This is a genomic window from Streptomyces sp. NPDC050759 (assembly GCF_044456945.1).
Classification (GTDB): domain Bacteria; phylum Actinomycetota; class Actinomycetes; order Streptomycetales; family Streptomycetaceae; genus Streptomyces.
This window is the reverse complement of the sequence record NZ_JBITGI010000003.1, coordinates 164,283-184,758: the sequence shown is the minus strand read 5'-3', so window position 1 is coordinate 184,758 and position 20,476 is coordinate 164,283. Positions and strand designations below refer to the sequence as shown.

At 72.6% G+C, this 20,476-nt stretch carries 17 protein-coding genes and 1 pseudogene; 9 read left to right on the top strand and 9 right to left on the bottom strand.

Features of this window, described 5'->3' with window-relative positions; genetic code table 11:
* Positions 1–96 precede the first annotated feature (96 nt).
* The 7 genes from ACIBJB_RS10775 to ACIBJB_RS10745 are packed head-to-tail and all read left to right on the top strand — an operon-like array spanning position 97 to position 7,498.
* Positions 97–576, top strand: a complete 480-nt coding sequence (locus tag ACIBJB_RS10775; RefSeq protein ID WP_266555849.1) for a (2Fe-2S)-binding protein — start codon at positions 97–99, stop codon at positions 574–576.
* On the top strand, positions 573–2,918 hold the full coding sequence (locus ACIBJB_RS10770) for a xanthine dehydrogenase family protein molybdopterin-binding subunit (RefSeq protein ID WP_398928834.1): 2,346 nt from the start codon (positions 573–575) through the stop codon (positions 2,916–2,918). Before ACIBJB_RS10775 ends, ACIBJB_RS10770 begins: the two co-directional genes overlap by 4 nt.
* On the top strand, positions 2,915–3,769 hold the full coding sequence (locus tag ACIBJB_RS10765; RefSeq protein ID WP_398928832.1) for an FAD binding domain-containing protein: 855 nt from the start codon (positions 2,915–2,917) through the stop codon (positions 3,767–3,769). The genes ACIBJB_RS10770 and ACIBJB_RS10765 overlap by 4 nt, the downstream gene beginning before the upstream one ends.
* 8 nt (positions 3,770–3,777) lie before the next feature.
* Positions 3,778–4,644, top strand: a complete 867-nt coding sequence (locus ACIBJB_RS10760) for an AAA family ATPase (protein ID WP_398928830.1) — start codon at positions 3,778–3,780, stop codon at positions 4,642–4,644.
* 5 nt (positions 4,645–4,649) lie between these two features.
* Positions 4,650–5,759 carry a VWA domain-containing protein gene (locus tag ACIBJB_RS10755; protein ID WP_398928827.1) on the top strand — a complete coding sequence of 370 codons (1,110 nt, stop codon included), beginning with the start codon at positions 4,650–4,652 and terminating at the stop codon, positions 5,757–5,759.
* Entirely contained in the window at positions 5,752–6,852 is a 1,101-nt protein-coding gene (locus ACIBJB_RS10750; protein ID WP_398928825.1) for an XdhC family protein, read from the top strand. The genes ACIBJB_RS10755 and ACIBJB_RS10750 overlap by 8 nt, the downstream gene beginning before the upstream one ends.
* Before the next feature lie 19 nt (positions 6,853–6,871).
* The gene (locus tag ACIBJB_RS10745) at positions 6,872–7,498 is read left to right on the top strand and encodes an SRPBCC family protein (RefSeq protein WP_398928822.1); all 627 of its coding nucleotides are present in this window, start codon (positions 6,872–6,874) and stop codon (positions 7,496–7,498) included.
* A gap of 141 nt (positions 7,499–7,639) precedes the next feature.
* On the opposite strand, the gene ACIBJB_RS10740 is transcribed toward ACIBJB_RS10745, so the two are convergent.
* Genes ACIBJB_RS10740 through ACIBJB_RS10730 form a run of 3 tightly spaced genes read right to left on the bottom strand, consistent with a single transcriptional unit; the run spans position 7,640 to position 10,453 of the window.
* Positions 7,640–9,070: an MFS transporter gene (locus ACIBJB_RS10740; protein ID WP_398928819.1), complete on the bottom strand. Its 1,431-nt coding sequence runs from the start codon at positions 9,068–9,070 to the stop codon at positions 7,640–7,642.
* Between the two features lie 48 nt (positions 9,071–9,118).
* A complete protein-coding gene (locus tag ACIBJB_RS10735; protein ID WP_398928815.1) occupies positions 9,119–9,631 on the bottom strand; it encodes a metallophosphoesterase family protein in 513 nt (170 codons plus the stop codon).
* Between the two features lie 9 nt (positions 9,632–9,640).
* Positions 9,641–10,453, bottom strand: coding sequence for an SAM-dependent methyltransferase (locus ACIBJB_RS10730; RefSeq protein ID WP_398928813.1), 813 nt, complete (start codon positions 10,451–10,453; stop codon positions 9,641–9,643).
* Between the two features lie 184 nt (positions 10,454–10,637).
* Here ACIBJB_RS10730 and ACIBJB_RS10725 point away from each other — a divergent pair, with 184 nt between their 5' ends.
* Positions 10,638–12,587, top strand: a complete 1,950-nt coding sequence (locus ACIBJB_RS10725) for a glycosyltransferase family 2 protein (protein ID WP_398928811.1) — start codon at positions 10,638–10,640, stop codon at positions 12,585–12,587.
* Positions 12,588–12,640: 53 nt separating this feature from the next.
* On the opposite strand, the gene ACIBJB_RS10720 is transcribed toward ACIBJB_RS10725, so the two are convergent.
* From ACIBJB_RS10720 to ACIBJB_RS10695, 6 genes and pseudogenes are all read right to left on the bottom strand, one after another.
* Positions 12,641–13,444 (bottom strand): class I SAM-dependent methyltransferase, encoded by an 804-nt coding sequence (locus tag ACIBJB_RS10720; protein ID WP_398928808.1) that lies wholly within the window; start codon positions 13,442–13,444, stop codon positions 12,641–12,643.
* A complete protein-coding gene (locus tag ACIBJB_RS10715) occupies positions 13,441–13,710 on the bottom strand; it encodes a hypothetical protein (protein WP_398928806.1) in 270 nt (89 codons plus the stop codon). Before ACIBJB_RS10715 ends, ACIBJB_RS10720 begins: the two co-directional genes overlap by 4 nt.
* Positions 13,711–13,937: 227 nt before the next feature.
* Positions 13,938–14,312 (bottom strand): annotated as a pseudogene (locus tag ACIBJB_RS10710) (sugar phosphate nucleotidyltransferase); the annotation flags it as partial.
* Positions 14,313–14,388: 76 nt separating this feature from the next.
* Positions 14,389–14,565, bottom strand: coding sequence for a hypothetical protein (locus ACIBJB_RS10705; RefSeq protein WP_398928804.1), 177 nt, complete (start codon positions 14,563–14,565; stop codon positions 14,389–14,391).
* 156 nt (positions 14,566–14,721) lie between these two features.
* Positions 14,722–15,141 carry a CBS domain-containing protein gene (locus ACIBJB_RS10700; protein WP_398928801.1) on the bottom strand — a complete coding sequence of 140 codons (420 nt, stop codon included), beginning with the start codon at positions 15,139–15,141 and terminating at the stop codon, positions 14,722–14,724.
* A gap of 44 nt (positions 15,142–15,185) precedes the next feature.
* On the bottom strand, positions 15,186–17,633 hold the full coding sequence (locus ACIBJB_RS10695; RefSeq protein ID WP_398928799.1) for a SpoIIE family protein phosphatase: 2,448 nt from the start codon (positions 17,631–17,633) through the stop codon (positions 15,186–15,188).
* Between the two features lie 196 nt (positions 17,634–17,829).
* Between ACIBJB_RS10695 and lanKC the strand changes: the two genes are divergently transcribed.
* Positions 17,830–20,448: a class III lanthionine synthetase LanKC gene (lanKC, locus tag ACIBJB_RS10690; RefSeq protein WP_398928797.1), complete on the top strand. Its 2,619-nt coding sequence runs from the start codon at positions 17,830–17,832 to the stop codon at positions 20,446–20,448.
* The last annotated feature ends 28 nt before the right edge of the window (positions 20,449–20,476 follow it).

Genomic DNA, 20,476 nt, shown 5'->3' with positions numbered 1-20,476 from the left:
CGGATTAACGCTCAACCAGTCCCGTCCCGACCCTCGCCCCCTCCCCGGAGCGGTCCTAGAGTGACGCACATCACGTCCGTGGTCCTGGGAGGGCACATGACCCGTATCTCGGTGAAGGTGGACGGCACGGTGTATCAGGACGAGGTGGAGCCTCGTCTTCTGCTGATCCACTACCTGCGTGACCGGCTGGGCCTGACCGGCACCCCGATCGGCTGCGACACCTCCAACTGCGGGGCCTGCACCGTCGACCTCGACGGTGCGAGCGTCAAGAGCTGCTCGGTGCTCGCCGTCCAGGCGGACGGGAGCGAAGTGACCACGGTGGAGGGACTGGCCCGGAACGGGGAGTGGACCGGCCTCCAGCGTGCCTTCCACGAGCGGCACGCGCTCCAGTGCGGCTACTGCACCCCCGGCATGCTCATGGCGGCGCGCGACCTGCTGCGCGAGAACCCGCACCCGACCTCGGACGAAGTGCGTCACGCCCTGGAGGGCAACCTCTGCCGCTGCACGGGCTACCAGAACATCGTGCGGGCCGTGCTGGCCGCCGCCGAACCCGCCGAGCAGGGGGTGACGACATGACCGAGGTCGGTACGGCCCGGCTCCGCAAGGAGGACGCCCGGCTGCTCACCGGACAGACCCGTTGGACCGACAACATCGACGCCACGGGGATGCTGCACCTGGCGATCCTGCGCAGCCCCATGGCGCACGCCCGGATCGACCGGGTCGACGTCTCCCCCGCGCTCGAACGCCCGGGCGTGGTCGCCGCGTTCAGCGGCGCCGATCTCGCGCAGGGCATGGGTTCCCTCCCGTGCGCCTGGCCCGTGACCGAGGACATCGTGCTGCCCGACCACCCGCCGATCGCGACCACCGAGGTGCGCTACGCCGGGGACCCGGTGGCAGTGGTGGTGGCCCGCGACCGGTACACGGCCGCCGACGCACTGGAAGCGATCGACGTCGACTACACGCCGCTGCCCCCGGTCCTCGACCTCGAGGCCGCGCTGTTGCCGGAAGCTCCCCTCGTCCACTCCGACAAGGGCACCAACCGCTGCTACGACTGGCCGCTGCGCACCGGCGAGGACTTCGCCGCCGTACGGCAGCGCGCCGAGGTGACCCTCAAGCGCCGCTACATCCAGCAGCGGCTGATCCCCAACGCCATGGAACCGCGCGCGGTCGTCGTCACCCCGATCGCCGCAGCCGACGAGTACACCGTCTACTCCTCCACCCAGATCCCTCACATCCTCCGGGTCATGCTCGCCGTGGTCACCGGCGTCCCCGAGCACAAGCTGCGGGTGGTCGCCCCGGACGTGGGCGGCGGCTTCGGCTCCAAACTCCAGGTCTACGGCGAGGAGGCCCTCACCCTCGCGATCGCGCGCCGCCTCGGACGGCCCGTGAAGTGGACCGAGTCCCGCTCGGAGGGATACCTCGCCACCCATCACGGCCGCGGCATGATCCAGGACGTCGAGATCGCCGCCGACCGCGACGGCACCCTGCTCGGCCTCAAGGCGGACCTGCTGGTCGACATGGGCGCCTATCTGATGCTGGTCACCCCGGGCATCCCGATCCTGGGCGCGTTCATGTACCCGGGCATCTACAAGATGGGCTCCTACGAACTCAACGTCACCGGCGTCTTCACGACCAGGACGCCGACGGACGCCTACCGCGGCGCCGGGCGGCCGGAGGCGACGTACGCCATCGAACGGATCATGGACGACCTGGCGGACGAACTCGGCCTGGATCCGGTGGAGTTGCGGCGCCGGAACTGGATCCGGCACGAGGAGTTCCCCTACACGACGATCGCGGGCCTCACGTACGACAGCGGCAACTACGAGGCCGCGACCGACAAGGCGCTCGCGCTGTTCGACTACGACAAGCTGCGCGCCGAGCAGGCGGACCGCAATCAGCGGGGCGACACCGTGCGTCTCGGGATCGGGGTGTCGACGTACACCGAGATGTGCGGGCTCGCGCCGAGCCGGGTGCTGAGGGATCTGCGGTACGCGGCCGGCGGCTGGGAGGCGGCGAGCGTGCGCATGCTGCCGACCGGCAAGGTCGAGGTCGTCACGGGGACCAGCCCGCACGGACAGGGGCATGTGACCAGTTGGAGCCAGATCGCCGCCGATGTGCTCGGGGTGCCGTTCGACGACGTCCAGGTGGTGCACGGGGACACCAAGGCGGCTCCGCAGGGCATGGACACCTACGGCTCGCGGTCGCTGGTGGTCGGCGGCACGGCCGTGCATCACGCCGCGACCAAGGTGGTGGACAAGGCCCGGAAGGTCGCCGCGCACCTGCTCGAAGCGAGCGAGCAGGACCTGGAGTTCACCGAGGGCGTCTTCTCCGTGAAGGGCTCGCCGGACGCCCGCAGGACCATCCAGGAGATCGCCTTCGAGACGTTCACCTCGCACGACCTGCCCGACGGCGTGGAGCCCACCATCAACGCCGGGCACCTGACCGACCCGGACACCTTCTCCTATCCGCACGGCACGCACCTGTGCGCGGTGGAGGTCGACACCGAGACCGGGCAGACGCGGATCAGGTCGTACGTCGGCGTCGACGACGTCGGCCGGGTGATCAACCCGATGATCGTCGAGGGCCAGGTGCACGGCGGGCTCGCGCAGGGCATCGCGCAGGCCCTGTACGAGGAGGCGGTCTACGACGACGAGGGCAACCTGGTCTCCGGCACGATGGCCGACTATCTGGTGCCCTCGGCGCCGGACCTGCCCGAGTTCGTGACGGACCGGACGGAGACGCCCGCGACGACGAATCCGCTGGGCGTCAAGGGAGTCGGCGAGGCGGGCACCATCGCCTCCACACCGGCCGTGGTGGGAGCGGTCGTGGACGCGCTGCGGCCGCTCGGCGTGCGCGACCTGCGGATGCCCTGTACGCCCGAACGGGTCTGGCAGGCACTGAAGGAGGCCTCGGCATGATTCCTCCCAGCTTCGACTACACCCGTCCGAGCAGCGTCGCGGAGGCGGTGCGCGCGCTCTCCGAGGGCGGTGAGGACGCCAAGGTGCTGGCCGGCGGGCAGAGTCTGCTGCCGCTGCTGAGGCTTCGCCTGGCCTTTCCCGAACTGGTGGTGGACGTCGGGCGCGTCCCCGGGCTGACCGGGGTGCGCGAGGAGGGCGAGACCCTCGTCGTCGGCGCGATGACCACCCACCACGACGTGATCCGCGACCCGCTGGTCCGCCGGTACGCGGGTCTCCTGGCCGCCGCCACGGCCGGGGTCGGCGATCCCGCCGTACGGCACCGGGGCACCGTCGGCGGCTCGCTCGCGCACGCCGACCCGGCCGGTGACCTGCCCGCCGTGGTGCTCGCCCTGGACGCGGAGCTGATCGCCACCGGGCCGGGCGGCAGGCGCGCGATCCCCGCACGGGAGTTCTTCGTCGACTACCTCCAGACCGCGCTGGAGCCCGACGAACTCCTGGTGGAGATCCGGATACCGAAGGCCGACGGCTGGGGTTTCCACTACGAGAAGTTCCACCGGGTGGCCCAGTCCTGGGCGATCGTCGGCGTGGCCGCGCTGGTGCGGCGGGACGGCGGGCACATCGCCGAGGCCAGGGTCGGGCTGACCAACATGGGGTCCACTCCGCTGCGCGCCACGGCGACCGAGGAGGCGCTGACCGGCAGCGCGGACGGGCAGGACGTGGCGCGGGCCGCGGAGTCGGCGGCGGAGGGGACCCAGCCCTCCCGGGACCTGTACGGGTCACCCGAGTACCGGGCGCATCTGGCGCGGGTGCTGACCAGGCGGGCGGTGCTGGCCGCCGCCGGGATGGGGTGAACGGGAGCGTGAACGGCCCGGAAGAGGTGCGGGCCCGCCTGGAGGAGACGGGGTATCTCGTCGACGACGGGCTGGCCGTCGCCTGCTTCCTGGCCCTTCGGCTGCACCGGCCGCTGTTCTGCGAGGGCGACGCGGGCGTCGGCAAGACCGCGCTCGCGGCGGCCCTCGCCGAGGCGCTCGGCGCCCCGCTGATCCGGCTCCAGTGCCACGAGGGCATCGACGCCTCGCAGGCCCTGTACGACTGGGACTTCCCCCGTCAGCTGCTGCATCTGCGGGCCGCCGAGGCGGCCGGGGCCGTGGACGCCGACCGGCTGGAGGGCGAGCTGTACGACCGCCGGTTCCTGATCGCCCGGCCGTTGCTGCGGGCCCTGGAGACCTGTCCGTCGGTGCTGCTGATCGACGAGATCGACCGCGCCGACGACGAGTTCGAGGCGTTCCTGCTGGAACTGCTGTCCGAGTTCTCGGTGACGATCCCGGAGCTGGGCACGGTGCGGGCGCAGGTGCCGCCGGTGGTCGTCCTCACCTCCAACCGGACCCGCGAGGTGCACGACGCCCTGAAGCGGCGCTGCCTCTACCACTGGTTCGACCATCCCGACTTCGCCCGCGAACTCGCCATCGTGCGGCGGCGGTTGCCCGGTGTGTCGGAGCGGCTGGCCGAGCAGGTGACCGCGCTGGTGCAGTCACTGCGCTCCGAGGACCTGCTCAAACCGCCGGGCGTGGCCGAGACGATCGACTGGGCCGAGGCGCTCGACGCGCTGGGGGCGCGCGAGGTGGACGCGGAGCTGGCGGTGGCCACGCTGGGGTCGGTGCTGAAGTACCGGGAGGACGCGGAGCGGGCGCGCGGGTTGCTTCCGGCGGCTCCGCAGGGTGCGTGATCACCATGTCCGGGATGGCCGATGCCGTCTTCCTCGCCTTTGCCCGCGCCCTTCGCACGGCGGGAGTCGACGCGAGCGCCGAGCGGGTGCACGCCTTTCTGCGGGCGGTGGCCGAGCTGGGGCCGGCGCAGGTGTACTGGGCGGGGCGGCTGACCCTGTGCGGGAGCCACGAGGACCTGGAGCTCTACGACCAGGTGTTCGCGGCTCGCTTCGGCGGCGAGTCGGCCGAGGTAGGCCGACGGGCGACCCCTCCCGGGCAGCGGCTCGCCGCACGGGACACGCTGGCCGAGGCCCGCACCCGGACACCCGGCGCACCCACGGTCCCACCCTCACCCGCCCTCGCCGGCTCCGCCGAGGTCCTGCGCCACCGCGACATCGCCGATCTGGACGCCGCCGAACGCGCGGCCCTGCGTCGCCTGCTGGCCGCGTTCGCGCTGCACGGCCAGGCACGCCGTACGGCCCGGCGCCGCCCGGCGGGACGCGGTGCCGTGGATCCGCACCGGACCGTGCGGGAGCTGTTGCGGCAGGGTGGGGAACCGGCCCGCCTCCGGCACCGCGCACGGGCCGAGCGGCCCCGCCGCATCGTGCTGCTCGTGGACGTCAGCGGCTCGATGGCGCCGTACGCCGACGCGCTGCTGCGCTTCGCCCACGCCGCGGCCCATGGCGCCCGCGGTACCCGCACCGACGTGTTCACGATCGCCACCCGGCTGACCCGCGTCACCCGCGAGCTCTCGCACCGCGATCCGGACCTGGCGATGGCCGCCTTGGCCGCCGCCGTGCCGGACTGGCGCGGGGGTACCCGGCTCGGTGAGCTGCTGCGGGAGTTCCTGAACCGCTGGGGGCAGCGGGGCACGGCACGCGGGGCGGTCGTGGTGGTGCTGTCGGACGGCTGGGAGCGTGGCGATCCGGAGCTGCTCGCGGCGCAGATGCGACGCTTGCACCGGCTGGCGCACCGGGTGATCTGGGCCAATCCGCGCAAGGCGCGCCCCGGTTACGCGCCCCTGGCCGCCGGGATGGCGGCCGCGCTGCCGAGCGTGGACGCGTTCGTCGAGGGGCACAGCCTGGCCGCGCTGGAGCGTCTGGCGGCGGTGGTGAAAGGAGCCGACGATGCGTGACATCCTCCCGGTGCTGAGCGGCTGGTACACGGCCGGGTTGCCGTTCGGACTGGCCACGGTGGTCTCGACGAGCCGCAGCGCGCCGCGCGATCCGGGCGCGGCCATGGCCGTGGGCCCGGACGACGAGGTCGTCGGCAGTGTGTCCGGCGGCTGTGTCGAGGGGGCCGTGTTCGAGCTGGCCCAGGAGGTGGTGGCGAGCGGCGAGGCCCGTCTGGAGACCTTCGGGTACAGCGACGAGGACGCGTTCGCGGTGGGGCTCACCTGCGGCGGGGAGATCACGCTTCTCGTACGTCCCGTGACGGCCGCCCTCGATCCCGCGTTCGGCGAGATCGCGGAGTCGGTCGCGGCGGCCCGCCCGGTGACCGTGGCGACGGTGACCGACGGCCCCGCACCCCGCGGAGCCACGCTCGCCGTGTGGCCGGACCGGGTCACGGGCACCCTCGGCACCACCGGCCTCGACGTGGCGGTCACCGCCGACGCGCGCGGCGAACTTGCCCTCGGTGCAACAGGGTTGAGGCACTACGGCCCGCACGGCGAGCGGCGCGAGGACGCGGTCACCGTCTTCCTGCACTCCTTCGCCCCGCCGCCCCGCATGCTGGTCTTCGGCGCGATCGACTACGCCGCTGCGGTCGCCCGGATCGGCGCCTTCCTCGGCTACCGGGTCACGGTCTGCGACGCCCGCCCGGTCTTCGCCACGCCGAAGCGCTTCCCGGAGGGCGTGGAGGTCGTCGTGGACTGGCCGCACCGCTACCTCGGCGGCACCGACACCGACGAACGCACCGTGATCTGCGTCCTGACCCACGACCCGAAGTTCGACGTGCCCCTGCTGGAGGAGGCGCTGCGCCGGCCCGCGGCGTACATCGGGGCGATGGGCAGCCGGCGTACCCACGACGACCGGATGAAGCGTCTGACCGAATCGGGGCTGGCCGAGGCCGCGTTGTCCCGGCTGCGCTCGCCGGTCGGTCTCGACCTCGGGGCCCGTACACCGGAGGAGGTCGCCGTGTCCGTGGCCGCCGAGATCGTCGCGCTGCGCTGGGGCGGCAGCGGTGCCCCGCTGACGGCGACGGCCGGGGCGATCCATCCGTCTTCGTGAAGCCTGCCTGGAGGAAGTCATGGAACTGCACCACGAGTTCACCGTGCCGGTCCCGGTCGACGAGGCCTGGCGGGCGCTTCTCGACATCGAGCGGGTCGCGCCCTGCATGCCCGGGGCGAGTGTCGAGGACTACGACGGCAAGACCGTGACCGGTTCGGTGAAGGTCAAGGTCGGACCGATCACCGTGACGTACCGGGGGACCGCCGTCTTCGAGGAGCAGGACGAGTCCGCGCTCCGCATGGTGCTGATCGCGAGCGGCCGGGAGACCCGTGGCCAGGGCACCGCACGGGCCACGGTGACCGGCACGCTCACCGGTCAGGACGGCGGTACGGCTGTGTCGGTGCGGACGGATCTGGCGGTGACCGGGCGGCCGGCGCAGTTCGGGCGGGGGGTGATGGCGGAGGTCGGCGACCGGCTGGTCGGCCAGTTCGCCCGGTGCCTGGCGGAGCGGCTGGGCGAACAGAAGACCGCTGAGAGTGCTCCGCAGCCGGTCCCACCCGCCCAGGAACCCGACGACGAGCCGCTCGACCTGCTGCGCGCGATCGGCGTACCGGTCGCCAAGCGGGCGGCGGCGGGGCTGGCGGCGGCCGCCGTCGTGGTGATCGTGGCCACCCGGATACGGCGAAGGTGGAATCGACAGGTGTGAGTCGCGCTCGAAGGGGTAGGCGACCAGCAACGGGAGAGGGCGTCCGAAACCCTCGCCCCACCTCCGATCGGGAAGGAGGTCCGTGAGAACGCACACTCGCAGCGTCCGGGCCGCTCCCCTGCATACGGAGCGGCCCGGACCTCATTCTGCGTGCCGGTGTGTCCCTGTCAGGGCTCCGGGCAGCAGCGTCAGCACCAGCGCCGCGGCGGCCGCGTAGAGGCAGGCCGAGCCGAGCGCGACGGCATGAAAGCCCCGCAGGAAACGCGCCTGGTCGCCGGGCTGTCCCGCGACGGCGCCCGCCACCGCGATGCCGATCGCGCCGCCCGTCTGCCGTGCGGTGTTGTTGACCGCGGAGGCGAGGCCCGAGCGCTCGGCGGGGACCGTGGCGATGGCCGCCGCGACGACCGCCGGGGTCAGCAGTCCGCAGCCGATCCCCCACAGCAGGAACGCCGGCAGCAGATCCGCATACCCCGAGTGGGCCCCGGAGCGGGCCAGCAGCGCGAGCCCGGACGCGGCGACCAGCAGCCCCGCCGCAGCGGGCAGCCGCGGGCCGAACCGGCTGGTGATGCGCCCGCCGACGGGCGCCATGACCGCGAGCGGGGCGAACAGGGGGACGACGGTCAGGCCCGCGAGCAGGGCCGAGCGGTGCTGCACCGACTGGAGGAACAGCATCAGCACGAACAGCGTGCCGAGGGTGCACAGGTTCATGATCCCCGCGGTCGTGTTGGCCGCGGCGAAGGCGGGACGCCGCAGCAGCGTGGGCGGCAGCATCGCGTCGTCGCCGCGCCGGAGTTCCGCCGCGGCCAGCACCGCCAGAGCGGCCACGCCGACGGCCGCCGCCGTGAGGACCTGGGGTGAGCCGGCGCCGGAACGCCCGCCCTCGATGAAGGCGTAGGTCGTGGCGAGCAGCAGCACCCCGCCGGACAGCATCCCGGGCAGGTCGGGCGGCCTGGCCCGGTCCTCCCTGCTCTCGCGGACGACCGCCGTGGACCACAGGAGGGCGAGCGCCACGACCGGCACGTTGATCAGGAAGACGGCCCGCCAGCCGAGTCCGTCGACGAGGGCACCGCCCACGAGGGGGCCGGCGGGCAGGGCGAGACTCCCGATGCCCGCCCACACGCCGATCGCCCGGGCCCGGGCCGCGTCGTCGGGGAAGGCCCGGCCGATGATGGCGAGCGTGCCCGGCAACAGCAGGGCGGCGCCGACGCCCTGGACCACCCGGGCGGCCACGAGCACCCCGACGCTCTGGGCCAGACCGCAGGCCAGGGAACCGGCGCCGAAGACGCCGAGGCCGGTCAGCACGACCCGTTTGTGGCCGTACCGGTCCCCGGCCGCGCCGCTGGTCAGCATCAGGGAGGCGAGGGCGAGGGCGTATCCGTCGACGACCCACTGCAGCCCGCCGACGTCGGTGCCGAGCCCCGAGCCGATGGCCGGCAGGGCGACATTGACGACGGTGACGTCGAGCAGCACCAGGAAGTATCCGGCGCACATCACGACGAGGACGGTGCGCGGCGACCCGGAGTTCCCGGGGCGCACCGCGCGTCGGAGCAGTGTTACCGGTGCAGCAGCCATGTCTCCGTCGTATCAGGCGGCACTGACACTCCCGGGTGCCCGTGAGCCCTAGGGCGAAACGATCCGCGGCGGCAGGCGGTGCAGCGTGACGTCCGTGAGGCGGCCGTCGGCCACGGTCGCCGTCATGTACGTGCAGTGGGGCTGGCGGCGGCGGTCGGTCGGCGAGCCGGGGTTGAGCAGCCGCAGCCCGCCGGGGGCGGTGGTGTCCCAGGGGATGTGGCTGTGGCCGAAGACCAGCACGTCGGTGTCGGGGTAGCGGGCGGCGCAGCGGGCCTCGCGGCCCTGGGCGGGGCCGGTCTCGTGGACGACGGCGAAGCGCAGGCCACCGAGTTCGGCGTACGCCACCTCGGGCAGCCGTGCGCGCAGTTCGGGTCCGTCGTTGTTGCCGTAGACCGCGACGAGCCGTGCGCTGCGGCTCTCCAGCAGGTCGAGGGTGGCGGTGTCCACCCAGTCACCGGCGTGGAAGACGACGTCGGCGTGCGGGAGCTCGGCGAGCAGCGGGGCCGGGAGCTGCTTGGCGCGCTTGGGCAGGTGGGTGTCGGACATCAGCAGCAGACGCACGGGATCACCCTAGGACGGCTTGCGGCCCACCCCGCACCACATGGGCAGCGCGCCGGGGTCGGAGTCGGCCTCCGGTCGCCACTCGGGCAACTGGACGACGCCGGGGGCGAGGAGTTCGGTGCCGTCGAAGAAACGGGTGACGTCGGCGTGGGTGCGGGGAGTGGCGCCGGCGTGTTCGGCGGCGCGCTCGTTGTAGACGCGCATGGACGCGGCGACCTCCTCGGCCCCGATGTCGGCGGCCGGGTGGGAGAGCACGAGATGGCTGCCGGGGGCGAGGGCGTCGAGGAGGCGCCGGGTGAGGCCGTGGGGGTCGTCGGCGTCCGGGACGTACTGGAGGACCGCGACCAGCATGAGGCCGACGGGCTGCGACAGGTCGAGGGTCTCCTGGGCGGCCGTGAGGATGCGGTCGACGTCGCGCAGGTCGGCCCGGAGATAGTCGGTGGCGCCCTCGGGGGTGCTGACCAGCAGCGCGCGGGCGTGGGCGAGGACGATCGGGTCGTTGTCGACGTAGACGACCCGGGCGCCCGGATGCACCTGCTGAGCGACCTCGTGGGTGTTGTCGGCGGTCGGGATGCCGGTGCCGATGTCGAGGAACTGGCGGATGCCCGCCTTCCCGGCGAGTTCACGTACGGCCCTCCCCAGGAAGGCCCGGTTGGCGCGGACCGCGGGGACGATCTGGGGGTTGGCCGCGGCCGCCAGCTCCGCGGCCTCCTGGTCGGCGGGGTAGTGGTCACGCCCACCCAGCCAGGCGTTGTAGACACGCGCGGGGTGGGCCACCGATGAGTTGACCGCCGCCATCCCGCCCGTCGGGTGCTCGTGCATCGACAACCGCTCCCCTCACCGTCGTCCGTCCTCCGACGCCCACGCTATGCCCGTGCGGTCACGTCCTGGATCCACTCGCCAAGACGGCCTGCTGACGCGGGACTTACCCGTCGGCGTTAACATCGGCCCACAAAGCGTCGATCCGTGACGCAAGCCACAAGCCACCCAAGGAGTCCGGACACCGATGCCGGTCAAGGTCAGCGTCGTCATCCCCGTCTACAACCCGGGGAACTACATCGAGGACTGCATCGCCTCGCTGCTCAGGCAGTCACTGCCCCCCGACGAGTACGAAGCGATCTTCGTGGACGACGGTTCGACCGACGACACGCCCGCCCGGCTGGACGAGGTGGCCGCCGAGGTCGAGAACATCAAGGTCATCCACCAGGAGGCGTCGGGCTGGTCGGGCAAGCCGCGCAACGTCGGGATCGCCGCCGCCCAGGGCGAGTTCGTCATGTTCGTCGACAACGACGACTACCTCGGCGACGAGGCCCTGGAGCGGATGTACGACTACGGGGTCGCCAACGGCGCCGACGTGGTCGTGGGCAAGATGGCCGGCAAGGGGCGGGGCGTCCCGGTGGAGCTGTTCCGCCGCAACCACCCGCGTGCCACCGTCGACAACGCCCCGCTGATCGACAGCCTGACACCGCACAAGATGTTCCGGCGGGCGTTCCTCGACCGGACCGGCCTGCGCTTCCCCGAGGGCAGACGCCGCCTTGAGGACCACGTCTTCGTCACGGAGGCGTATCTGCGCGCGGACAACGTCTCCGTGCTCAGTGACTACGTCTGCTACTACCACCTCAAGCGGGACGACGCCTCCAACGCGGGCTTCCAGCGCTTCGACCCGGTGGGCTACTTCCAGAACCTGCGTGAGGCGCTCGACGTCGTCGAGAAGTACACCGAGCCGGGGCCTACCCGCGACCGGTTGTTCCGTCGCTGGCTGCGCAACGAGATGGTCGAGCGGATGCGCGGCAGGCGGCTGCTCGCCGCGCCCGAGGACTACCGCAAGGAGCTCTTCACCGCGATCCGCGGGGTGGTCGTCGAGCGCTTCGGCCCCGGTGTCGCGGCCGGCCTCCAGCCCACCCAGCAGGTCGTCGCCGCCCTGATCGCCGACGGCCGGCTCGACGACCTGGTGAAGTTCGCCGAGTGGGAGTCCTCCGTCGCGTCCAAGGTCGAGCCGGACGGCGTCGAGTGGGAGAAGGGTGTGCTGCGGGTCGGCCTGTCCGCCGAGCTCGCGTCCGGCGGTACGCCGATGACGTTCCCCGCCGAGGGCAGTTCCGCCCCGCTCACCGAGCCGCCGGCCTCCGTCGAGCAGGCCGTGGACTGGGTCGGACGCCACAGCGTGGCCGGCTTCAAGCGCGCCACGGTCGAACTGCTGCTGAGCGAACGGGCCAGCTCCGCCCAGTACTTCCAGCCGGTGGAGTTCACCCGGGAGACCGTCCCGGCCGAGGACGGCAGGGTGCGGCTGGTGCTGCGGGGCACCGTGGCCGTGGATCCGGCCACCGCCGCCGACGGCGACCCGCTCGGCGCCGGCCTGTGGGACGTGTTCGTCCGCGTCAAGCTCGGCGGCTGGACCAAGCAGTCCCGGCTGGGCCCGGTCTCCCTCAAGGGGCGTACGGCCGCGGACGCCGGTGTGGCGGGCGGCCGGGTGGTGCTGCCGTACTGGACCGCGAAGCAGGGCACGCTCGCCCTGGACGTCGACACGGCGGGCGAGCGTCTGGCACTCGGGCGGGTCACCCCCGGGGAGGTCGCGGTCTCCGGCGACCGCGTCGAGGTGCCGGTGCCGTTCCACGTACCGGGGGACACACCCGTGCTGCTGAAGCTCACGCGTGGCTCCGGCGCCGCGTCCGCGAAGGTGCCCGGCACCCTGCGTCCCCAGGGCTCCGCGGCCCTCCTGGAGGCGGAGCTGCCGGTCGCCGACCTGACCGGAGGGCCCTGGCGGGTCGCGCTGAGCCCGGCACCCGAGGCGCCGGAGCCCCGCTTCCATCCGCTGCCGTTCGCGCTGCGGGTGAAGGCGGGAAAGGTTCAGGTCGTGGCCGTGCGCCCGCCCCGGGACGCTGCCGGAAAGCGACTGGTCCGCAGGGCGCGGCGGCTGGCCGGGAGGCTGGTCGCCCGGCTCCGGGCACGCGGCAGGTAGCAACAGATCCGGGGAGGACGCCGACGCGTCCTCCCCGGTTCACCGCCGATCGCTCAGCCGGCGTCGCTGAGCTGCTTCAGGCTGGTGCGCAGGTTCTCCCAGCTGCGGTCGCGCTTGCTGCCGCGGTTGCGGGCGTTCACCAGCGGCTTCCAGAAGGCCGCGTCGATCAGCGTCTCCGGCTTGATCGCCACCGTCCGGTCCAGGACCGTCTCGGGCACCTTCTGCGGGTCGGGGACCACGTACTCCGCGATGATCTCGTCGTACTTGTCCTTGAGCACCGTGCTGCTCGGGTCCGCGCCGAAGACCACGAGCTGGCCGGTGGGCTCGGTGTCGACCAGGACCGTCACCAGCTCGGGCCGGTAGCGGTTCAGGACCTCGATCATCTTGTAGACGTCACCGGTCCAGGCGTTGGTGTGCCGGTCCCGGGCCGCCTCGTCCACGTTGCGCGGCAGCATGTCGTCGAAGACGATCACGCTGGCCCAGTCCGAGTACTTCTCGACGTTGATGAAGTCGCGGAGCGCGTACTCGAACAGGTGCATGCCGTCGATGAACGACAGGTCGAGCGTGACGTCCTGCCAGTAGCCGAACGGGCTGCGGTTGCGGACGATGTTGCGCAGCGGGTGACGGCCGCCCTTGAGGTGCTGCAGCGGGTTTTCGCGCGCGAAGAAGTCGTCGCTGGTGGCCTTGGCCAGGTGGACGTCGCAGCGGATCTCCGAGACCACCTTGAACGCCGGGTCGATCGCGATGCTCGGTACCCGGGAGAACGTCAGGCTGCGGCCGTCGTTGACGCCGATCTCCAGGTAGTTGCGGTTCGCGCTGGCTTTGTGGAGCCCCCGCAGGAACTCGTGACGTTTCACTGGGAAATCTCCTTGCGGATGTGTGACAGTGCTTCGTGCAGGGCGGACCGCCGGTCCCGGCGCGAGGCCGGCGCGGCCCCCGACCACGGCTTGTGCCCGGGGGCACCGATGGCGGGGCGTGGTGCGGGCCCGTCCAGGGCCGCGCTGCTGGTGGGGTCGGCCCGGTAGGGGTCGACCGAGGTGCCGGAACGCTCCCCGCACCGGTCCGTACCGGCTCCCCTGGCCAGAACCGGTTCCGTGGAACATACCTGCTGTGAGCTCCCCATGACAGGACTTCGCGCCGACGAGGGTGATCCTGAGGGAAAGGGCTTGCAAAGCGCGGGAAGACGGAAGGGGACCTTCCGGGTGAGGGACGCGGTGCTCGGCTCGCCGTGGCGGGCGTACTCGGCGGCGAGAAGGCTCATGAACGGACCCGCACCTTGCTGTGCTCTTCGAGCGAGTCGGTGACCCGCGCGCCCTCCCCCACGACCAGATGCTGGAAGGCGTGGGTGATCGGCTCCTGCTCCAGGCCGACCACCTGACCGTCCGGGCCGAGTTCGGCGACGCCGAAGGCGCGCGGGTCGGGTTCCTGGGTGAGCAGGATCCGGGCGTCGGGGCGGCTGTCGCCGACCTCGTGGACGAGGTCGGCGATACCGCAAGCGGCGACGTTGTCGCCGAGATGCATCACGAAGTCGTCGTCACCGAGGCGGTCCCGCGCGGCGGTGTCGCCGACGAGCATCCCGACCTGGGTGATCCCCGCGTCGGCGCGGGATTCGCGGCCGTGGAGCGGGACAGCCTTGTCGGCGACGGGCACCAGCTGTTCGGCCGAGGCGTGCGTGGTCGGCCGCAACCGGGTACCGGCCCCGCCGGACAGCACGAGAGCCTTCATCTGCGTCACCTTAGCCCGGCCCCGGAGGAACCGGCCAAGGCAGGGGGGTGACTTCGGAGTGACGCGGCGTGGACGCTCAGTCCTCGCCGCGGAAGATGTTGCCCTCCCCGGTGCTCACCGTGGTGGTCGCGCCCCGGTCCTCGATCGCGGGCAGGCAGGTCCGCAGGTCTCCCTTGCCGCGCAGGCGGCGGGTCCTGGACCAGCCCGTCTCGGGCCGGCGTGCGACGGGTTTCTCAACGGTCTGCGAGGTCACGACGGTTCACCGTCCTTCCATGCCGCCCTCCGGGTCCCCCGGCGGGCTCGGGACAAACGGGTCAGGAGACCCGTCAGCCCCTCGCCGCCGCACACACATTCGCCGGGGATCGGACGCACCGGAACTTGACGGCGGGGCCGAACCGGCCTGCTCGGCTCAGGTGTTGGGCCGTGCGACGCTGATGTCGCCCAGGGCCGATCCCGGATCGCGTTCCATGGCCGCGTCGCCGAGGGAGATGATGCCGACGGGGTGGCCGTGGTCGACGACCGGGATCCGCCGCACGGCGTGTTCGCGCATGAGCTCGATGGCCCGGTCCAGGTCGTCCTCGGGCGTGACGGTCACCAGATCGTCGCTGCACGCGCCGACCACGGTGGTCTGCTCCGGGTCGCCGCCTTCGGCGAGGGAGCGCACCACGAGGTCGCGGTCGGTGACCAGACCGCGCAGTTCGTCGCCCTCGGTGACCAGGACGGCGCCGAGGTCCCGGTCGCGCATGATCCGGGCGACGGCCGTCACGGAGGTCTGCGGTTCCACGGTGACCGGGGCGCTGGTCATGATGTCGCTGACGTGCTGAGTCATGACGTACCTCTTTTCTGCGGGTGGTGCGCTCCGGGTACCCCTCCTCAGGCGTCCAGTGCGATTTCGCTCCACACCTGTTTGCCGCCGCTGACGGGGACACTCCCCCAGGCCGCCGACACGGCCTCCACGAGGAGGATGCCGCGGCCCCCAGTGGCCTCCCAGCCGATGTTGGTGGGCTTGACGGGGGTGCGGGGCGAGGCGTCGGCGACGGAGACGCGCAGCCGGCGGCCGACGAGGGTGAGGGCGAGGCGGACCTGGCCGCCGGTGTGCACGAGGGCGTTGGTGACGAGCTCGGAGACGACGAGCAGGGCGGTGTCCATCGCGTCCTCGGGGACGCCCCAGACGCGCAGCGTGCGCCGGGTGAAGCGGCGGGCGTGCCGGGCGGCCTCGGGGACCCGCCAGACGGTCCAGCTCTCCCGGAGCGGATGGGTGGCCATGCCGTCGTAGCGCAGCAGGAGCAGGGCGACGTCGTCGCTGCGGCGGGCGCCTCCGAGCAGGACGTCGGCGACGAGGCCGAGGTGGGCGGGGTCGGAGACGGCCAGCCCGTGGGCGAGACGGTCCATGCCCTCGTCGATGTCGGCCTCGGTGGACTCGACCAGGCCGTCGGTGGTCAGGGCGACCACGGTGCCGGGCCGCAGCCGCAGCGGGGTCATCGGGAAGTCGGCCTCGGCCACCACGCCGAGCGGGGGGCCGCCGTCCGCCTCGGCGATCTCCGTGGTGCCGTCGGCGTGGCGCAGCACCGGCGGCAGATGTCCGGCGCGCACGCACCAGGCGGTGCCCTCCTCCAGGTCGAGGTCCACATAGACGCAGGTGACGAAGAGGTCGGTCTCCAGGTCCATCAGAAGGCGGTTGGCTCGGGCGACGACGACGTCCGGGGAGTGACCCTCGACGGCGTAGGCGCGCAGGGCGGTGCGCATCTGTCCCATGAGGGTCGCGGCGGCGGCGCTGTGGCCCTGGACATCGCCGATGACCAGGGCGACGTGGTTGTCGGGCAGCGGAATCACGTCGTACCAGTCACCGCCGAGCTCCAGGCCCGCGGTGCTGGGCAGATAGCGGGCGACGGCGACCGCGCCGGGCAGTTTGGGCAGGCGGCGGGGCAGCAGCTGGCGCTGGAGCATGCCGACGAGTTCGTGCTCGGCGTCGAGGGCGTGGGCGCGCATCAGGGCCTGTCCGGCGAGGCCCGCGGAGGCGGTGAGCAGGGCGCGTTCGTCGGGGCCGAAGTGGTGCGGGGTGTCCCAGCCGATGAGGCAGGCGCCGGCCATGCGGCCCGCGGCGGGCAGCGGGAGGACCGCGAGGCCGCCGGGCCCGACGTCGGCCAGGGCGGGTTCGAGGACGGTGCCGGCGGGCCAGATCTGGGCGCGGCCCTCACGCAGAGCCGTGGCCAGGGTGGGCATGGCCCGCACCGGCGCCTCGGGCCACTCGCTGCGCCACTCCAGGCGCCACAGCTCGGGCCAGGACTCCGGTTCGGGCGGGTCGAGGACGGTGACGACGAGCCGGTCGTTCTCGAGCTCGGCGAGGGCGATCCGGTCGGCCCTGAGCGGAGCGCGGAGGGCGGAGACGACGGCCTGGCTGACGTCGCGGACGGTGCCGGCCATGGCGAGGGCGGCGGCCAGGCGCTGTACGCGGGCCACGTCGGTGACGTCGGAGCGCAGGGTGGAGGCGTCGGCGACGGTGCCCACGAGCTGGGAGGGCCGGCCCTCGCCGCCGGGCAGCATGCGGCCGCGCAGCCTGAGCCACTTGGGTGGCCCCGACAGCTGGAGGATGCGGAACTCCAGCTCACGGTCGCCGATGGACATGTGGCCGGCCTCGAACAGCGACATCAGCGAGGGCAGGTCCTCGGGGACGGTCAGGCCGAGCAGGGTCTCGACCTTGCCGTCGAAGGAGGCCCGGCTCATGCCGAACAGCTCCAGGATCCCGTCGCCGACCTCGATGCGGCCGGTGTCCATGGCGAGGCTGAAGGCGTCGGAGCGCAGTTCCGCACCGTCCGGGGCGGCCACGGGGGCGGGGCAGACGATCGCGTCGGCGATCAGTTCGAGGCACTTGCGGTCCTCGTCGTCGAAACCGTGCGGGTCCTCGCTGACGGCGACGAGACAGGCTCGGCCGTCGTCGCCGTGCGCGGGCAGGACGGCCAGGTGGAAGTCCCGCCGGCCCGCCGGGCGGGGCTCCGAGCAGGCGGCGACCTCCTCCGGGCCGAGGTAGAGCGGCCTGCCCGAGCGATGCGCGTCGGCGGGCGGGGAGCCGCCGGAGCTCGGATAGCTGTCGTGCAGCCCGTAGACCGTTCGGGGGACGCCGGCCGACTCGACGAGACCCAGCAGGTCCCCCTCCTCACCTGGCGTGTACACGGCGGCGAGGGAGGCCCCGGCGAAGACGAGCGCCTGTTCGAGGACACGGCGCAGCCTTTCGGGCGATCCGGGACCGTCCGTGATCGATGTCAGGGCATTTTCGGCACGCAACGCTCTCGCTTTGCGTCCCGCAGCGCCCTCGCTCACCACTTCGCCATTACAGCGCTTATACGGCACGTGCGCAGCCCCTGTGAGCGTTCCGTGGAGCCTTGGCGGGCGGACGCGCTCGAAACCCGTCGAACACTTCTTGACGCATGCGTTCCGCACGGTGATCTCGTGACAGCCGTGACTGTCCGTGGCCACCACCCCGCTGGAAGGCTCGGTGACGGGCCACGGAAGGGGACGCATGGACAAGCGCTACGAGGTGTACGCGCTCGCCGACAGACACTTCTACGAGACGCCCGACCGGATCTCGGCCGGCGAGGCGCCCGTCTACGAGACGGCACGCCGCGCGGTGCCGGACGGCTGGGACGCGGCACGCATCGGCGACTGGCTGACGCTCACACCGCTCGGCCCGGACGGGAAGCCGGTGCCGGGCCCGTCCCAGGGCTGGAAGATCCACGCCTCGGCCACCCGGGCGAACGCGGAACGGATCGCCGCGATCGTGTGGGACTACTGCGTGCCCCGGCGCATCCCGTTCAAGTTCGTGCCCGGCCCGCATCTGCTGCACCTGCGCAACACCAAGTACGCGGCCCGCGACACCAGCGGCAAGTTCGTCACGATCTACCCGGCCGGCGAGAAGCAGTTGCACGACGTGCTGCGGGAGCTCGGCGAGCTCCTGGAGGGCTTCGAGGGGCCGTACATCCTCACCGACCTGCGCTGGTACGAGGGTCCGCTCTACGTCCGCTACGGCGCGGTCGCGCGCACCTTCGTCGTCGACGACCGGGGCTCGCTGGTGCCCGCGGTACGGGACGGCGAGGGCAAGTTGGTGCCGGACCGCCGGGCGCCGTCCTTCCAGGTGCCCGAGTGGGTGACGCTGCCCGCCTTCCTGGAACCCCATCTGGAGGCGCGCAACACCACGACGGTCGGTGAGCTGCCGTACCGCATCGAGAAGGCGCTGCACTTCTCCAACGGCGGCGGGGTCTACACGGGCACCGACACCCGCGACGGGCGCAAGGTCGTCCTCAAGGAGGGCCGGCCGCACGCGGGCCTGGCGGCCGACGGGGCGGACGCGATCGCCCGGCTGGAGCGGGAGAAGGCCGCCCTGGAGCAGGTCGCGGGGACCGGCGTGGTGCCCGAGGTCCGGGACTGGTTCACGCTCGGCGACCACCGCTTCCTCGTCATGGACTTCCTGGAGGGGCGACCACTCAACTCGTTCTTCGCCGAGCGGCATCCGCTGCTCACCCCGGACCCCGATCCGCGGGCCGTGGCCGACTACACGGCGTGGGCGGTGCGGATCCACGGGGCGGTGGAACGGGCGGTGGAGGCGGTGCACGCGCGCGGGATCGTCTTCAACGACCTGCACGTCTTCAACATCATGGTCGGCCCCGACGAGGAGTCGGTCTCCCTGCTCGACTTCGAGGCGGCGGCGCCGGTCGAGGAGAACGGCCGCCAAGTCGTCGCCCACCCCGGCTTCTTCGCCCCGCCGGACCGCACGGGCATCGACGTCGACCGCTACGCCCTGGCCTGTCTCAGGCTCGCCCTGTTCCTGCCGGTGACCACGCTGTTCGTGGTCGACCGGGGCAAGGCGGCCCATCTGGCCGAGGTGATCCTGCGTCAGTTCCCGGACGTACCGAAGGAGTTCCTCGACGAGGCGGTCACGGAGATCACCCGGGACACCGCCGGTGGCGAGCGTACGGTCCTGACGGCGGCCCCGTCCTTCGTCGAACCCGGCGACTGGCCCTTCAGCCGTGACTCCATGGTGAAGGCGCTCCTCGCCTCGGCCACTCCGGAGCGCGAGGACCGGCTCTTCCCCGGCGACATCACGCAGTTCAACGACGGCGGCGGCCTCGGGCTCGCACACGGTGCGGCCGGGGTGCTGTACGCGCTGGACGCGGTCGGCGCGCAGCGGTACGAGGAGGGCGAGCGCTGGCTCCTGGCCCGCACCGCACCACCGCCGACGGGCACACCGCTCGGGCTCTACGACGGTCTCGCGGGCATCGCCCACGTCCTGGACCGGCTCGGCCACCGGCAGCGCGCCCTCGACCTGGTCGAGCGCGTCCTCGCGGAACGCTGGCAGAACCTGTCCTCCGACCTGAACGGCGGCCTCGCCGGTCTCGGTCTGGTGCTGGGTGAACTGGCCCGCGCCACGGGCGAGTCGGAGCTGCGGGAGCGGGCCGCCGAGGCCGCCGACATCCTCGTACGACGACTCGCGCAGCCCCTCGCCGACACTCCCGCGCGGCGCCGGGCCGGGCTGCTGCGGGGGTGGACCGGGCCCGCGCTCTTCCTGCTGCGGCAGTACGAACACACCGGGGAGCCGCTGCTGCTGAGGGCGGCGGAGGTGGCGCTGCGGCGGGACCTGGAATGCTGCGTGACGCACCCGAGCGGCTCGCTGGAGGTCGACGAGGGCTGGCGGACCTTGCCCTATCTCGGTGAGGGAAGTGCCGGCATCGGGATGGTCCTGGACGACTACCTCGCCCGAGGCGCCGACACCGAGGGGGAGTTCGAGCGGGCGCGCGCCGGGGTCCTCACCGCCGCCACCAGCCGCTTCTACGTACAGCCCGGACTCTTCCAGGGCCGCGCCGGGATGATCCTGCACCTGGCACGCACGGATACCCCCGGCGCGACCCGCGAACGGCTCGCCGAACAGATCGACGGGCTCGGCTGGTTCTCGATGGACTACCAGGGCCAACTGGCCTTCCCCGGCCACCAGATGATGCGTCTGTCGATGGACCTGGGCACCGGAACGGCAGGGTGCCTGCTCGCGCTCGGCGCGGCCCACGCGGCCCCCGGCGACCCGGTCACCGCGCACCTGCCGTTCCTGCCGCCGCTCGGGCGGCCCCCCATACGCGGTTCCGCGACCTGACGGAGCCGTGACCCAACCCCGTCCCCAC

Excerpts from the sequence above, each read along its gene's own strand:
- ACIBJB_RS10775 (WP_266555849.1), top strand. The coding sequence starts at position 97 with ATGACCCGTATCTCGGTGAAGGTGGACGGCACGGTGTATCAGGACGAG.
- ACIBJB_RS10770 (WP_398928834.1), top strand. The coding sequence starts at position 573 with ATGACCGAGGTCGGTACGGCCCGGCTCCGCAAGGAGGACGCCCGGCTG.
- ACIBJB_RS10765 (WP_398928832.1), top strand. The coding sequence starts at position 2,915 with ATGATTCCTCCCAGCTTCGACTACACCCGTCCGAGCAGCGTCGCGGAG.
- ACIBJB_RS10755 (WP_398928827.1), top strand. The coding sequence starts at position 4,650 with ATGTCCGGGATGGCCGATGCCGTCTTCCTCGCCTTTGCCCGCGCCCTT.
- ACIBJB_RS10750 (WP_398928825.1), top strand. The coding sequence starts at position 5,752 with ATGCGTGACATCCTCCCGGTGCTGAGCGGCTGGTACACGGCCGGGTTG.
- ACIBJB_RS10745 (WP_398928822.1), top strand. The coding sequence starts at position 6,872 with ATGGAACTGCACCACGAGTTCACCGTGCCGGTCCCGGTCGACGAGGCC.
- ACIBJB_RS10740 (WP_398928819.1), bottom strand. The coding sequence starts at position 9,070 with ATGGCTGCTGCACCGGTAACACTGCTCCGACGCGCGGTGCGCCCCGGG.
- ACIBJB_RS10730 (WP_398928813.1), bottom strand. The coding sequence starts at position 10,453 with ATGCACGAGCACCCGACGGGCGGGATGGCGGCGGTCAACTCATCGGTG.
- ACIBJB_RS10725 (WP_398928811.1), top strand. The coding sequence starts at position 10,638 with ATGCCGGTCAAGGTCAGCGTCGTCATCCCCGTCTACAACCCGGGGAAC.
- ACIBJB_RS10715 (WP_398928806.1), bottom strand. The coding sequence starts at position 13,710 with ATGGGGAGCTCACAGCAGGTATGTTCCACGGAACCGGTTCTGGCCAGG.
- ACIBJB_RS10700 (WP_398928801.1), bottom strand. The coding sequence starts at position 15,141 with ATGACTCAGCACGTCAGCGACATCATGACCAGCGCCCCGGTCACCGTG.
- lanKC (WP_398928797.1), top strand. The coding sequence starts at position 17,830 with ATGGACAAGCGCTACGAGGTGTACGCGCTCGCCGACAGACACTTCTAC.